The 13,355-nt window shown below is 64.5% G+C and carries 13 protein-coding genes; 2 read left to right on the forward strand and 11 right to left on the reverse strand.

Annotation, left to right across the window (positions count from 1 at the left end; all coding sequences use genetic code 11):
• Positions 1-71 precede the first annotated feature (71 nt).
• The 7 genes from AC1PPL_RS04290 to AC1PPL_RS04320 all read right to left on the reverse strand — a co-directional run bounded on the left by AC1PPL_RS04290 (position 72) and on the right by AC1PPL_RS04320 (position 7,840).
• Complete coding sequence (locus AC1PPL_RS04290; protein WP_011806374.1) at positions 72-1,193, reverse strand: branched-chain amino acid ABC transporter substrate-binding protein; 1,122 nt, start codon at positions 1,191-1,193, stop codon at positions 72-74.
• A 361-nt stretch (positions 1,194-1,554) separates the two neighbouring features.
• Positions 1,555-2,223: a mechanosensitive ion channel domain-containing protein gene (locus tag AC1PPL_RS04295; protein WP_479972725.1), complete on the reverse strand. Its 669-nt coding sequence runs from the start codon at positions 2,221-2,223 to the stop codon at positions 1,555-1,557.
• Between the two features lie 39 nt (positions 2,224-2,262).
• A complete protein-coding gene (locus AC1PPL_RS04300; protein ID WP_287953422.1) occupies positions 2,263-3,288 on the reverse strand; it encodes a GGDEF domain-containing protein in 1,026 nt (341 codons plus the stop codon).
• Between the two features lie 73 nt (positions 3,289-3,361).
• A complete protein-coding gene (lysS, locus tag AC1PPL_RS04305) occupies positions 3,362-4,909 on the reverse strand; it encodes a lysine--tRNA ligase (protein WP_479972726.1) in 1,548 nt (515 codons plus the stop codon).
• Between the two features lie 35 nt (positions 4,910-4,944).
• Positions 4,945-6,096: a hypothetical protein gene (locus AC1PPL_RS04310; protein WP_479972727.1), complete on the reverse strand. Its 1,152-nt coding sequence runs from the start codon at positions 6,094-6,096 to the stop codon at positions 4,945-4,947.
• A complete protein-coding gene (locus tag AC1PPL_RS04315) occupies positions 6,093-6,965 on the reverse strand; it encodes a glycosyltransferase family protein (protein WP_479972728.1) in 873 nt (290 codons plus the stop codon). Before AC1PPL_RS04315 ends, AC1PPL_RS04310 begins: the two co-directional genes overlap by 4 nt.
• Positions 6,959-7,840 (reverse strand): glycosyltransferase family 4 protein, encoded by an 882-nt coding sequence (locus tag AC1PPL_RS04320; RefSeq protein ID WP_479972729.1) that lies wholly within the window; start codon positions 7,838-7,840, stop codon positions 6,959-6,961. Before AC1PPL_RS04320 ends, AC1PPL_RS04315 begins: the two co-directional genes overlap by 7 nt.
• Positions 7,841-7,897: 57 nt before the next feature.
• On the opposite strand from AC1PPL_RS04320, the gene AC1PPL_RS04325 reads away from it, so the two are divergent.
• Positions 7,898-8,689 (forward strand): class I SAM-dependent methyltransferase, encoded by a 792-nt coding sequence (locus tag AC1PPL_RS04325; RefSeq protein ID WP_479972730.1) that lies wholly within the window; start codon positions 7,898-7,900, stop codon positions 8,687-8,689.
• A 3-nt stretch (positions 8,690-8,692) separates the two neighbouring features.
• Here the strand turns inward: AC1PPL_RS04325 and AC1PPL_RS04330 are convergent, their stop codons facing one another.
• Genes AC1PPL_RS04330 through AC1PPL_RS04340 form a run of 3 tightly spaced genes read right to left on the reverse strand, consistent with a single transcriptional unit; the run spans position 8,693 to position 11,760 of the window.
• Positions 8,693-10,006 (reverse strand): exopolysaccharide biosynthesis polyprenyl glycosylphosphotransferase, encoded by a 1,314-nt coding sequence (locus AC1PPL_RS04330; RefSeq protein ID WP_479972731.1) that lies wholly within the window; start codon positions 10,004-10,006, stop codon positions 8,693-8,695.
• Positions 10,003-11,106 (reverse strand): glycosyltransferase family 4 protein, encoded by a 1,104-nt coding sequence (locus AC1PPL_RS04335; RefSeq protein WP_252102218.1) that lies wholly within the window; start codon positions 11,104-11,106, stop codon positions 10,003-10,005. Before AC1PPL_RS04335 ends, AC1PPL_RS04330 begins: the two co-directional genes overlap by 4 nt.
• A gap of 6 nt (positions 11,107-11,112) precedes the next feature.
• Positions 11,113-11,760, reverse strand: coding sequence for an LON peptidase substrate-binding domain-containing protein (locus tag AC1PPL_RS04340; RefSeq protein ID WP_424296555.1), 648 nt, complete (start codon positions 11,758-11,760; stop codon positions 11,113-11,115).
• Between the two features lie 85 nt (positions 11,761-11,845).
• Between AC1PPL_RS04340 and AC1PPL_RS04345 the strand changes: the two genes are divergently transcribed.
• Positions 11,846-12,394: a YggT family protein gene (locus AC1PPL_RS04345; RefSeq protein ID WP_015913950.1), complete on the forward strand. Its 549-nt coding sequence runs from the start codon at positions 11,846-11,848 to the stop codon at positions 12,392-12,394.
• Positions 12,395-12,472: 78 nt separating this feature from the next.
• Here AC1PPL_RS04345 and accD read toward each other — a convergent pair whose 3' ends face one another.
• Positions 12,473-13,345 (reverse strand): acetyl-CoA carboxylase, carboxyltransferase subunit beta, encoded by an 873-nt coding sequence (gene accD / locus AC1PPL_RS04350; protein WP_088886263.1) that lies wholly within the window; start codon positions 13,343-13,345, stop codon positions 12,473-12,475.
• Positions 13,346-13,355: the final 10 nt, after the last annotated feature.

Here is a 13,355-nt window from a genome sequence, read left to right on the forward strand (position 1 = left end):
TCCAGGGGCCGAATGCAATGGACCAAGGGTGCGTGGCTTGCGCAACGCACCCTTGGGACGGGGAGGTGGGTTTACTTGGCGGCCAGGCTCTTGCTGCCGTCCTTGTGCCACTGGAAGACCTGGAAGTCGAAGCTGTTCAGGTCGCCCTGCTTGTTCCAGGACACGGGGCCCAGCACCGTTTCGATGGTGCTCTTGTGCAGGTGGTCGGCCACCTTGGCAGGGTTGTCACCCACGGCCTTGATGCTGTCCAGCAGTGCCTGGGTGGCGGCGAACGAGGTCAGCTGGAAGGCGCCGGACGCATTGCGCTTCTTGTCCTTGAAGGCGGCCACGACGGCAGCGTTCTTGGGGTTGGCAGCGAAGTCGGCCGGCAGCGTCACCAGCATGCCTTCCACGGCGTTACCCGCAATGGCGTTCACCTCGGGGTTGCCCACGCCCTCGGGGCCCATCATGCGCACCTTCAGGCCTTGCTCGCCGGCCTGGCGCAGCAGCAGGCCCATCTCGGGGTGGTAGCCGCCGTAATACACGAAGTCCACGCCAGCGCTCTTGAGCTTGGTGATGACGGCGGAATAGTCGCTGTCGCCGGCGTTGATGCCTTCGAACAGCGCCACGGTGATGCCGGCCTTCTTCAGGTCGTCACGCACGGAGGAGGCGATGCCCTGGCCATAGGACTGCTTGTCGTGCAGCACGGCGACCTTCTTGGGCTTGGCCTTTTCGGCGATGAACTTGGCAGCGGCAGGGCCCTGTTGGTCGTCACGGCCGATGGTGCGGAAGATGAAGTGGTAGTTTTTGCCGTCGGTGAGCGCCGGGGAGGTGGCCGACGGGGTGATGACGACCACGCCCTCGTTGTTGTAGATGGGAGCGGCAGCGATGGAGGCACCCGAGCACACCGGGCCGATCACGTAGCCGATCTTGGCATTCACCACACGGTTGGCGGCCACGGGGCCTTGCTTGGGTTCGCAGGCATCGTCGATGGAGACCAGCTCGATCTTCTTGCCGCCCACGCCGCCAGCGGCGTTGGCCATCTCGACGGCCGTGGTCACGCCTTCCTTGACCATGTCACCGTACTGCGTCAGCGGGCCAGTGGTGGGCATCACCATGGCGATCTTGACTTGCGCATGCGCGGTGGAGAACAAAGCGGCACCGGCCAGACCCAGTGCGGCAACGACGGTGTGCATGCGGAACGGAATGCTCATAGGATTCTTTCAACTTTGGGTAAAGCGGTCTGAAAAATCAACAGGCCCCGGTGGGGGCCTGAGACGTAGGCCGCAAAGATTAACGGGATGTGTGGCGTTGGCAACAGGGTAACCGGGGGTGGCCCTGCCGGAAGGTTTTTGCTAGGGCTGTTGCCGAAAGACGGGCAGCGTTGTCCGCGGGGCTTACGGCGGACTGACATGCGCGGGGGCGATAGGGTTTTGCCCGTCACCCGGGGCGCAGTGACCGCGCTGTGCGGCCGTGGGGTGCCCGAATATATGTCAAAAAGGCCTGCGGCGCCCGCCCATCAAGCGCGGACAGCTATATTTTGATGAGCATCAACCCCGTCAGGCACTTGGGCCATCAAGGAAAGCTCGCCGGCTTGGGCGTGGGCGTACTGGCGGGCTCGCGAGCGGTGGCGGCGCAGGCGGCGGAATCCAGAGCAGGATGTAGCCGTGACTCCGGCACCGGCGTGCCGGCACGCCAGCGGCGCACCACGCGCTGGAAGATCAGTGTGTTGGGAATCTGCAGCAGCGTGCCAGGCTCGGGGGCGGTGGCATCCTCCAGCGTGGTGTAAAGCAAGTTGATGTCCATCACGCGGCCCAGGGCGCCGGGCTTGTCGGCGGTGTCCAGCAGTTCGATGTGGTCTCCCACGCGGAACGGGCCGACGGTGAAGATCAGAAAGGCGCAAAACAGATTGGACAGCACGCTCCATGCCGCGAAGAACGCCACCGCGCCCACTGTGGCGAAGCCGGTGAAGGCCGTCCACAGCACGGCCGCTGACACCCCCAGGCGCTCCAGTACCAGCAGGCCGGCGCTGCCCAGGATGAGCCAGCGCACCACGGCGTTGATGGGTGTGAGCAGTTCGTGCGGGAACTGGTAGTGGTCGCTGGCCCGCATGATGATGCGCAGCAGCAGGCGCTGCAGCAGCAGCGCGGCCAGGACGATGAGCACAATCTGCACACCGGGCACGATGATGTCGAGCCAGTCGTGCATCCAGAGGGGGAGGGCGGTTTTCAGTCGCGGCAGCATGTCATGGGAAATGAACGGGTGGGCAAGCGCCGGCGCGGCTCAAATCTGCCGCTGCTCGATGGTGTCCATCTGCATCTCGAAGCTGAAGAAGCGGTCCCGGCCCTGGGCCTTGGCGGCATACAGGGCCTCGTCGGCGCGCATGAGCATGGTCTCGGCGCTGGTACCGTCGTCGGGCACGCACGTGGTAATGCCACCCGACAGCGTGAGCGTTTCGCCGTTGGGCGAGCCCGGATGGGCGATGGCGCGGGCCTTCAACAGCTTGCCCAGCGCGCGCGCGAACGTCATGGCGCCCGAGCGCGGCGTGTTGGGGAGGATCAGTGCAAATTCTTCGCCGCCATAGCGCGAGGCCACGTCGCGCGGTCGCATGCAGACGTCGTGCAGCACGCGGCCGACCTCCTTCAGGCAGGCATCGCCCTGCACGTGGCCCAGGGTGTCGTTGTATCTCTTGAAATGGTCCAGGTCGCACAGCATCAGCGTGAGCGGCACTCCGTCGCGCCGCGCGGCGAGGATCTCGCTGTGCAGGATGCGGTCGAAGCCGCGGCGGTTGACCAGCCCCGTGAGCGGGTCCATCTCCACCATCTCGTTGAGGTGCTGGTTGGCCACGTGCAGCTCTTCGGTCAGTTCCACGAGGCGCCTGCGCATGTCGCGCAGCCGGCGCATGGCGCGCAGCTTGGCGGCCAGAACGATCGGCTTGACGGGCTTGACGAGGTAGTCGTCTCCGCCGGCTTCGATGCCGCGCCACACATCTAGGTCGCCATCCAGCCCCGAGAGGAAGATGATGGGCGTCCAGCCGCCGGGTTCTGCCTCGCGCATGCGCTGGGCCACCCAGTAGCCGTCGTTGCCGCCAGGCAGGCGTATGTCCAGCAGCACCAGGTCGGGACGCCGCAGCTTGAACAGCTGTAGCGCCGCGTCGGCCGACGCGGCCTCCAGTACCTCCGACACCCCCACATGGCGCAGCTCGCCTGCCAGTGTGGCGCGCACGGACGCCTGGTCCTCCACCAGCAGCACGCTGAAGGGCTCATGCAGGAACTGCGGAAATGCGTTGGCGCTGGCAGGAGGGCTCATGAGGTGGTGCAGTGGAGGCCGCTGGTGCGGCGGGATGTCAGCGTGGCCACGTGCGGCCACGCATGCCCACGGGTCAGTGCTCGCGCCGCAGGGCCGGGAACAGGATCACGTCACGGATGCTCGGGCTGTCGGTGAGCAGCATCATCAGCCGGTCGATGCCGATGCCGCAACCACCTGTGGGCGGCATGCCGTATTCCAGCGCACGTACGAAGTCGTGGTCGAAGAACATGGCCTCGTCATCGCCCGCGTCCTTGGCAGCCACCTGCGCATGAAAGCGGGCGGCCTGGTCTTCGGCGTCGTTCAGCTCCGAGAAGCCATTGCCGAACTCGCGGCCGGTGATGTAGAGCTCGAAGCGTTCCGTCACCTCGGGGCGCAGGTCGTTGGCGCGCGCCAGAGGGCTGATCTCGGTCGGGTGCTCCATGATGAAGGTCGGCTGCCAGAGCTTGTCCTCCACCTCTTCCTCGAAGTAGAGCACCTGCAGGCTGGCGAGGGTCCGGGTGGACAGGCGGTCCTTCTCCTCGGTCATGCCCAGTTTCTTGAGCGCGCTGATGAGCCAGGCGGCATCGTCCACATGTGCGCCGGCCTCGGTGTGCTGGTAGATGGCCTCGCGGATCGTGAGGCGCTGGAAGGGCTGGGCCAGATCCACCGCGCGGCCACCGTAGGTGAGCTGCAGCGTGCCCGTGGCCTTGAGTGCGGCATCGCGCACCAGCGCCTCGGTGAAATCCATCAGATCGCGGTAGTTCCAGTAGGCCGCATAAAACTCCATCATCGTGAACTCGGGGTTGTGGCGCACCGAGATGCCTTCGTTGCGGAAGTTGCGGTTGATCTCAAACACGCGCTCGAAGCCGCCGACGATCAAGCGCTTGAGGTACAGCTCGGGCGCGATGCGCAGGAACATCTCCTGCTCCAACGCATTGTGGTGGGTGACGAAGGGCTTGGCGTTGGCGCCGCCGGGAATGGGGTGCAGCATGGGCGTTTCCACCTCCAGGAAGCCGTGCTCCATCATGAAAGAGCGGATGCTGCCCACAGCCTTGCTGCGCGCGACGAAGCGGCGGCGCGCGGCCTCGTCGGTCATCAGGTCCACGTAGCGCTGGCGGTACTTGACCTCTTGGTCGGCCACACCGTGGAACTTGTCGGGCATGGGGCGCAGGCTCTTGGTGAGCAGGCGCAGGCGCGACACCTTGACCGATAGCTCGCCGGTCTTGGTCTTCATCAGCGTGCCTTCGGCACCCAGGATGTCGCCGAGGTCCCAGCGCTTGAAGTCGGAATAGGCTTCCTCGCCAATGGCATCGCGTGTCACGTAGAGCTGGATGCGCCCGCCGGTCTCACCCAGCGATCCATCCTGCAGGGTCGCGAAGCTGGCCTTACCCATGACGCGCTTGAGCATCATGCGGCCGGCCACGCTCACTGTGATCGTCTGGGCTTCGAGCGCTTCTCCATCCAATGTGCCGTACTGCTGCTGCAGCACTGCGGCATGGTGCTGGGGCTTGTAGTCGTTGGGAAATGCCACGCCTTGACCCTGGGCCTGGTTCTCGCGCAGAGCCTTGAGCTTTTCACGGCGTTCGGCGATGAGTTGGTTTTCGTCCTGGGGGGCTAGTGCAGGAGTGGCTTCAGTGGACATGGCGGAGTGCTGGCTGGAACTTGGGCAGAAACCCTCTATTTTGCCATCCAGGCCGACAGCATCAGCAGCCCAGCGGTGCAAAGGCCGGCGAGCCACCACAGGTGCACCTGCGGCGTCCAACCCATGGGGGCGAGCAGCACCATTATCTGCATGATATTGAAACCTATGGTCAGCAATGAGTAGCGGCGCGCCAGTCCCTGCTGGAAGGGCCGATGGCTCAGTGCCGCGAAGATGCATGCGCTACCCTGCCATAGCATGATGGGCAGGATATAGGGCAGCAGGCCCTGCCATGGAGGCGCCAGCAGTGTGGTCTGCAGTACGGCGGCGCTCCCCAGACCGATCAGCCCTGTGACCAGGGCAGCTCCCATCCCTACGCCCAGCGACTTCAAGCGTGAGGGCCGCGCTTGTGCCAGCAGCACTTGTGACCAAGCCGCGTGCACGATGGCGGGCATTAAGCCGAACAGCCGTAGCAGCACTGCCAGATAGCTGGCGTCCGCCGTGCCATGCTGCCGCTGCCAGGCCAACACCAGAGCTACGCCGGCCACGGCATCCATTACCGCGTGCGCCATGCGCAAGAGAGCGCTGCGGCCGTCGGATTGCCTTGCTGCGGATTGAGGTGGATGGTCGGTGCGGCTACCGTGAAGCAACCATAGCGCCCCCACTGCATAGCCGCACGCCGCCGCGGCCAGTAGGCCGGTGGCGTTGTCAGCGTTTCCACGCATACCCAGCCCGGCGGCCAGCGCCAGCGCCAGCAAGGGGGGGGCTGTGCGTACGCAGGCGGCGGACATCGGTGATGCCGTGCGCAATACCCAGGGCTGGGCCAGGTACCAGCCCATTTGCAACAGCGCTAGCAGCCCGGCCCAGGCCACCACGGTGGTCAAAGGGAGGACGGGACTCGACCACCATAGGGCTGCGGCCACCAGGGGCAGCAGCAGTATCCAGCGCAGCAGGCTGGCGCGCAGAGCAGCACGAAGCGCCCGCTGTGGGGGCAGGTGTGCGTCGGCAAGGAACTGAAGTGGGCTTTGTGCCAGTGCCAGCGTGACCCAGAAAAACGCCACTTGTGCTACGACGGCGAAGTGGCCTGCCGCCGTGGGCGTGAAGAAGTGGAGCATGGCCGCACCCATGAGCGCTTGTGCGATCAGCGCGATCAGGCTGGCTCCGGCCATCAGCAGCGAGGTGCGGTTCACGGGCACAGCCCCAGGCGGCGCCAGAGTGCCAGTCGTTCAAGTATGCGCGGCCATGCCAGTGTGGATACATCAGGCACCACGCAGCCAGCCACGTCTGGTATGGGCAGGTAGGCAAAGCGCGCTCCGTGCCGCGCTTCGAAGGCCCGCACCCAGTCGTAGTCGGTGCTGACCACTGGCAAACCTGCCGCGCAGTATTCGATGAGTTTGGTGGACGTCTGTTGGCTGTACGGCAATTGGTGAGGAACCAGGTTCAGTCCGTAGCGCGCGCGGCGCAGCAGGGTGGGTACCTGACCGTGCGGAACGCGACCCGTGACGTGCCCCAAGGTGTGCAGTGTTTTACGCAGATCGACAGGCGGCTCGCCAATCAGCAGAGTGCGCTGGCCTGCCTGTTGTAGTGCGGTCAAGAGTGGCACAAACTGCCGCAGGCGTTGCATGTCCCCCAGATAGACTCCGTCGAACTCGGGCGCAGCCCGTCTCGCACACGGGGCAAGAAAGGACGGCTCCACGCCCATGTCACGGAACTCGTACGGCACGCCGTCGGAAAATCCCAGCCGATCGCGCACCCAGGTATTCTGGAAAAGGCGGTACTGCGGCACGGGCTGCAGGGCGCGCTTGGCCCGGTCCTTGACCTTGGGCCAGGGCGGCACTGAAGCCGATGCGTATTCATGGATGTGAAAGGCATGGCTGAGCCGCCGCGCCGCGTCGTGCGGCACGCGGCCGCACATCCACCAGCAGATGACCGCATCTGCAGGCACGCTCGCAGGGTGGGAATGCACCTGCGCGCTGTGCCCCAGCGCCGCAAGGAAGTCGCCATATGCCGCCAGTTCGGGCAGGTAAGCGCTGCCGGGGTGAATGAAGTGGATCAGCACGCCGCCTCCTGCAGCACGCGTTGCCAGTTATGCGAAAAGCGCTCAGGACTGTAGCGGCGCAGCACCTGGGCCATGTCGTGCGCCAGCTGTTCGGGTGGCATGGCGCACACGGTTTGCACGGCGCGAGCGAGCGCAGCCGCGCTGCAGTCGTGGGCCAGCGCATAGGGCATGTCTGGCCCCAACATTTCGCGCAGCGCGGGGATAGGCAGGCCCACGCAGGGCCTGCCAGCGGCCAGCGATTCCAGCGCTGCCATGGGGCAGCCTTCGTAGAGCGATGCGAGCACGGTAACTTGCCATGGGGCGTACACCGTGGCCTGTACGAGATGAAAAGGGCGCAACTCCAGCCGGCCGACTTGCTGCAGGTCAGCACCGGCTGCACACAGCGCCGGTTGTGAAGGGCCATCGCCTACCATGGAAAGCCGATAAGTAGTCGGCAGCAAGCGCAGCATCTGCACCAGCAATTCGGGCTGCTTCTCCGGCGCAAGCCTGCCCACGAAACCCAGGTATTGCGGTGACGCGCCCATTGGCGCGGGCTGCCAATCAGGATGGGCATTAGGAATCACCTCCAGGCGTTGCCCTGCCGCTGCACCGCCTGTGAATTCAAGGAACGAGTCGCGTGTGTAGGCTGAGACGAACACCACCCAGCGTAGTCGGCGATACAGCCAGCGCAGCCAGGCGCGTTTGGCAGCACTGGCATGGGCGTGCTCCAGCACCTCCTGCGTGGGGCCGTGAAGCCATGCCACCACGGGCCGGCGCAGCAGCATGCCCAGCAGCCAGGCTGCATAGGACGGCAGAAAGCCGTTCGTGGCTACGATGATGTCGGCCCGCCAAACGGCACGCAGAAGCGCTCCGATGCGCGTATTGCGCAGGGCCAAGGCGACCGGTATCTGGCCTGCGCACCGCAGTGCATTCGCCAGCGCCTGTGTGGCGGTGTGAATACCGCCAACGGCCAAGTCTTCTTGCAACAGCAGGATGTAGCGCGTGTGCATTCTGGTGGAGGGCGCGCCAATAATCGCACGATGCCACACATTGAAACCTATTTGCTGGGCGAGGCTTTCAGCGACGATTTGCCTTTCAGGCCAGGGATTATCGGACATGCCCAGCCACGCGGTGATTTGCTGGCCGGCTGGGTCGCGCAGCAGTGCGTGCTGCATGTGGGCTTTGCCGACCATGCACCGCTGATTGCACGTCGCGCCTCCGACGGCAGTTGGTTGCACGCGCTTCTCAGCCGCAACGCACGGATCTGCCATGGTATCGACATCAACGCCACCGCTGTGGACACGGCGCGCAGCCTGGGTTTTGACCACGTGCAGCAGCTCGACGTGTTCGCTCCCGAGGCCCCGCAGGTGCTGGCCCGGTGTGCGCCCGACATGGTGCTGGTGCCTGATGTAATTGAACACCTGCCTGACCCCGCCGCGTTCCTGCGGCGGCTGGCGCAGTGCCTGCCAGAGGCGGAGTTCGTCATCAGTGTGCCCAATGCGTTGTCCCTGCGCAATGCGCTTCACGGCGTGTGCGGGGTGGAGCATGTCAACACCGACCATCGGGCGTGGTTTTCACCCTTCACACTACTAAAGGTGCTGGCGGATGCAGGGCTAGTGGGCGCCGAACTGCACAGCTGCCAGGTGGCGGCACCGGGGACGATGAAGGGACGCCTGTTGCATCGGCTGGCAGTGCGCAGGCCGTTGTGGGCGGATGTGCTGGTTGCGCGAGTGAAGGCACGTTGACAACTAGCGCGCTCCGAAACCTGTGAGCACCGTGCGCACCGTCTTGTAGGCAATGAGCAGATCCAGAGCCATGGAGCAGTGCGTCACGTAATACAAGTCATAGCTCAGCTTGATAGCGGTCTGCTCGGCGCTATCGGTATAGCCATGCTGCACCTGCGCCCAGCCCGTGAGACCGGGGCGCACCAAGTGGCGGTAGGGGTAGGCGGGCATGGCTGCGGCAAAGTGGTGCGCGAACTCTGCCTGCTCGGGACGCGGGCCGATCAGGCTCATTTCTCCGCGCAGTACGTTCCAGAGCTGGGGTAGTTCATCGAGCCGCGTGCGGCGAATGAAGCGGCCAACTGACGTGATACGGTCGTCTTGCTGCTTGGCGAACTGAACGGTGTGGCTGGCAGGCTCGTGACGCATGCTGCGCAGCTTCCATATGCGGAAGCTGCGTCCGTGGCGACCCATGCGCTGCTGCGAGTACAACATGGGGCCGGGTGAATCTAACTTCACTGCCAGCCCCGCGGCCATACACAGCGGAACCCATAGCGGCACCGTGATGAGGGTCAGGCCCAAGTCCAGCATGCGCTTGGCGATGTCGTAAGCAGGGTAATTGGTCAGTTGCCATAGATCTTGCTCGCCCGGCGTCCCGGTGATTTTGCGGCCCGACAGCATTTCCGCTGCCGCTTCTGCGCTGTAGAGAGGGATGCGCTGGAGTTTGAGCTCGCTGATCCATTGTTGGCGTTGCGGGTCGGGATTAGCCCGCCGGTCTAGCACCACACCGTCCACGGCTACGCGCTGTGTTCGCGCTGGTAGTCCGGCCACCCAGCTGGTCAGGCGCAGTCGGTCATCGCCTTGCTCCTGCGGGCGCAGCATTTGGCGCAGGGCGTAGGGTAAGTCGGCATCCATGTAGGCCAGGTGCAGCGTACGGCGGGTCCCCCACAGCGCATGCCCGAATAGCAGCCAAGCCAAGGCCAGCATGTAGGCCATCAATACAGCGCCGCGCGAATAGGGCGCTTGCAGCAGTGCAAAGCCCAACGGGGTGAGCAGAAAGGCCACCGTGATCACCACCAGCAAAAAGCCACCCTGCTCCCGCGGCGGTAGATGGGCGCCCTGGTGCAGCCAGCGTGTTGCCAACAGGTAGGACACCGCACACCACAGCACGGTGGCGGGGAACAGCGGTGTGACCCAGCCTGCGTGTTGCATCTTGTGCGCTATGGCGTAACCCAGCGCTTGAGGCAACAGGCCGAGCAGGCTCCACCACAGCAGCGCGCCATCACGCCGTGCCGGGTCGGGTTCGGCGCAGGGTCGGGAGGTGACAACAGGCGGGGTCATGCACGGACCTGGGTGTAGATGGCGAGTATGGCTGACGCCATGCGTTCCGGGGCATGATGTTCTTCGTAATGGCGGCGGGCCATTCGGCCCATTTGCTCGCGCAGCGCGGGGCTGCGGATTAGGCGCTCCATGGCTTGAGCGATGGCCTCCACGTCATTGGACACCAGGAATCCGTATTGTTCGGAGGGGAGCAATTCCGCCATCCCAGGCAGTCGACTGACCACGACGGGCAGCCCCGCCCGCATGGCTTCGATCACGGAGATGGGAAGACCTTCGTGGTCAGACAGCAACACGAAAAGGTGGTGATGCGCGAGGCGCTGGGGCACATCATCCACGTCGCCCACGAAACTCACTTGAAATAAGCCCAACCCGGATGCCAGCGCCTGCAAGGCCGTGCGATCCGGGCCATCGCCAATGATGCTAGCCGCTACCTCATGCCCCAGGCCATCGCGCAGCCGGACCAGGGCATGCAGGAGCAGGTCGGGGCGCTTGGGTGCGGCCAGCCGGGCTACCATGGCGACGCGCACGGGTTCCAGCCCAGGCTGAGCGCGTTGGCTATTGTTTTCTATTGCATTGGGTACGACGGTCAGCCGGTCAGCGCGAATCGGCAAACCTCGGGCAAGTTGTCGCTCGTGCTGCGATACACACACCATGTGCTCCGTCCAACGCGCCAGCAACCATTCACAGCACCACGCCACTGTGCGGCGTACCCGGGGTACTTCGGGTTTGAAAGCGAAGCCATGCACTGTGTAGATCACGGGCTTGCGGCACAGTCTGCCCGCCAGGCGTGCGACTACGCCCGATACGGCGCTGTGCGCGTGCAACATGTCGGGTTCGTGCTCGCGGATCAGGGCGCGCAGTTGCAGTACCGAACGGAACAGATGCCAGGGCGCCAGCGAATTGCGCAGGCTTGGCAGGCGGTAAATCGGCAGTCCCAGCGTGTGTAGGTCGCTTTCGAGCGGCGTGGGACCCGTGCCGCCAATGACAGCGCTGAAATGGATGCGGGAGGCCAGAGCCTGGCACAAGGTGCGCACATGGGTCTGGGCACCTCCTCGTTCGCCCTTGGTGATCACTTGCATCACCTTCAGTTTGGCCTGCATGCAACGCTAGCCAGAAATGCCGGTACGTTCCAGGATGTCACTCACCAGCTCCAGCCGCACCAGCGGGTTGTCCAGTTGCATGAGCTGCTGCTTGAGTTCCAACGGAATGGGCAATAACTCGCACCAGCGATTGGCAAGCCAACCGCAGTCTTGGAGATCTGTGCGTGAGGGCTGTGCGTGTGCGGCTGGTCCCCCGGCTGCTCCTGCCGCCTGCTCGCGCAATGACGACAACACCTGCGTGAGTGTGCTAGCTGCACGCTGCAAGTCTGGGGGAACTTGGACCGGCGTGTCGCAAGGGATCTGTTCCACATTGGCGGTCCACAGCCCGTGGGGCAGCAGTTGTTGGCGCAGGACACGAAAGCGGGCGATCCCCCGGCAACGTACGTGCATCAGCCCCGCTTGCAGTTCTTCTAAATGCTCGATCATGGCCAATGTGCCGACGCTGTATAGGCTTTCCGGCAGGGCTCCCGCCTGGCGCACCTCATGGCCGCGGGCCAGGGCCACGACGCCGAAGGGGGCACCCGTGCGGTGGCATTTGCGCACCATGTCCAGGTAACGCACCTCGAACACACGCAGCGGTAGAACACCACCGGGAAACAGCACGGTGTTGAGCGGAAACAGGGGCAGGGAGGTCAGCGTGAGGGGATCGGACATGGCGGCATGCGTAGCGTCGCTATCATCCCACGTTGAACCCGTGTGCGGCGCACTGCAACGGGGTCGACCTATTTGCTAATCGGCCATGCTGTTTCAAATTCTGTCTTTTCTCCTCGACGTTGCCAGCGGCCTGCTTACCGGGGCTTGCCTGTTGCGGCTGTACATGCAGCTGCAGCGGGTGTCGTTTGCCAATCCCGTGGGCCGTCTCGTGTTTGCCTTGAGCGACTGGCTGGTGCTGCCACTGCGCAAACTCGTTCCGTCGGCGGGGCGGTGGGATCTGTCTTGCCTTGCGGCGGCGCTGCTGCTGCAACTGGTCCAGTATCTGCTGCTGTGGCTTCTGGTGGGCGGGGGGATGGGACTGGCCTGGCTGCCGTGGATGGCGCTTTTTGGCCTGGCGCGCGTGGCCGTGTCGGGACTGATGGGCTTGCTGATCGTTTATGCCGTGCTCTCGTGGGTGCAAACGCGATCGCCCATCAGCGATGTGATCACCCGCCTGTGCGAGCCGTTGTTGCGCCCCGTGCGCCGTGTTCTGCCGCTACTGGGCGGGGTGGACCTGTCGCCGCTGGTGGTGCTGGTGCTGCTGCAGGTCGTGATGATCGTGCTGGGGCATCTGCAGGCCAGCGTCATGATGTAGCGACATTGTTCTCAATAAAAATAGCTGCTAGCGCCCGTCCACTAAGCGCTAGCAGCTATTGTTTTTGATGTCCGTGGTTCAGGCTACCGCGTCGGCCGGCAGGCGCTGCAGCATGGACAGGCATTGCGCCACGGTCTGGCGCAGTTCGCGGCGGTCGCAGATGAAGTCCACAGCGCCCTTGGTCTGCAGGAACTCCGCGCGCTGGAAGCCCTCGGGCAATGTGACGCGCACGGTGGATTCGATCACGCGCGGGCCGGCAAAGCCGATCAGGGCCTTGGGCTCGGCAATCACGATATCCCCCACGAAGGCGAAGCCGGCCGACACGCCACCCATGGTAGGGTCGGTCAGCACGCTGATGTAGGGCAGGCCTTTCTTGGCCAAACGGGTGAGGGCCGCATTGGTCTTGGCCATCTGCATCAGGCTGAGCAGGCCTTCCTGCATGCGTGCGCCGCCCGTGGCGGTGAAGCAGATGAAGGGCACCTTCTGCTCGATGGCGGTTTCCACGCCGCGAACGAAGCGCTCGCCCACCACGGAACCCATGGAGCCGCCCATGAAGTCGAATTCGAAGCAGGCCACCACGACGTTGATGCTCTTGACCGCGCCGCCCATCACGATGAGCGCGTCGGTCTCGCCGGTGTTCTCCAAGGCTTCCTTCAGGCGTTCGGGATACTTGCGGCTGTCCTTGAACTTGAGAGCGTCGACCGGCAGCACTTCCTGGCCGATCTCATAGCGTCCCTCGCCGTCCAGGAAGGCGTTGAGCCGCGCACGGGCACCGATGCGGTGGTGGTGGCCGCACTGGGGACAGACGTTTTCGTTGTGCTCCAGATCGGTCTTGTAGAGCACGTTCTCGCAGCTCGGGCACTTGATCCACAGGCCCTCGGGCATCTGGCGACGCTCGGTAGGGTCGGTCTGCTGGATTTTGGAAGGCAGGAGTTTTTCGAGCCAGGACATAGGTTTCCTC

Source organism: Diaphorobacter sp. B2A2W2, from assembly GCF_056730635.1.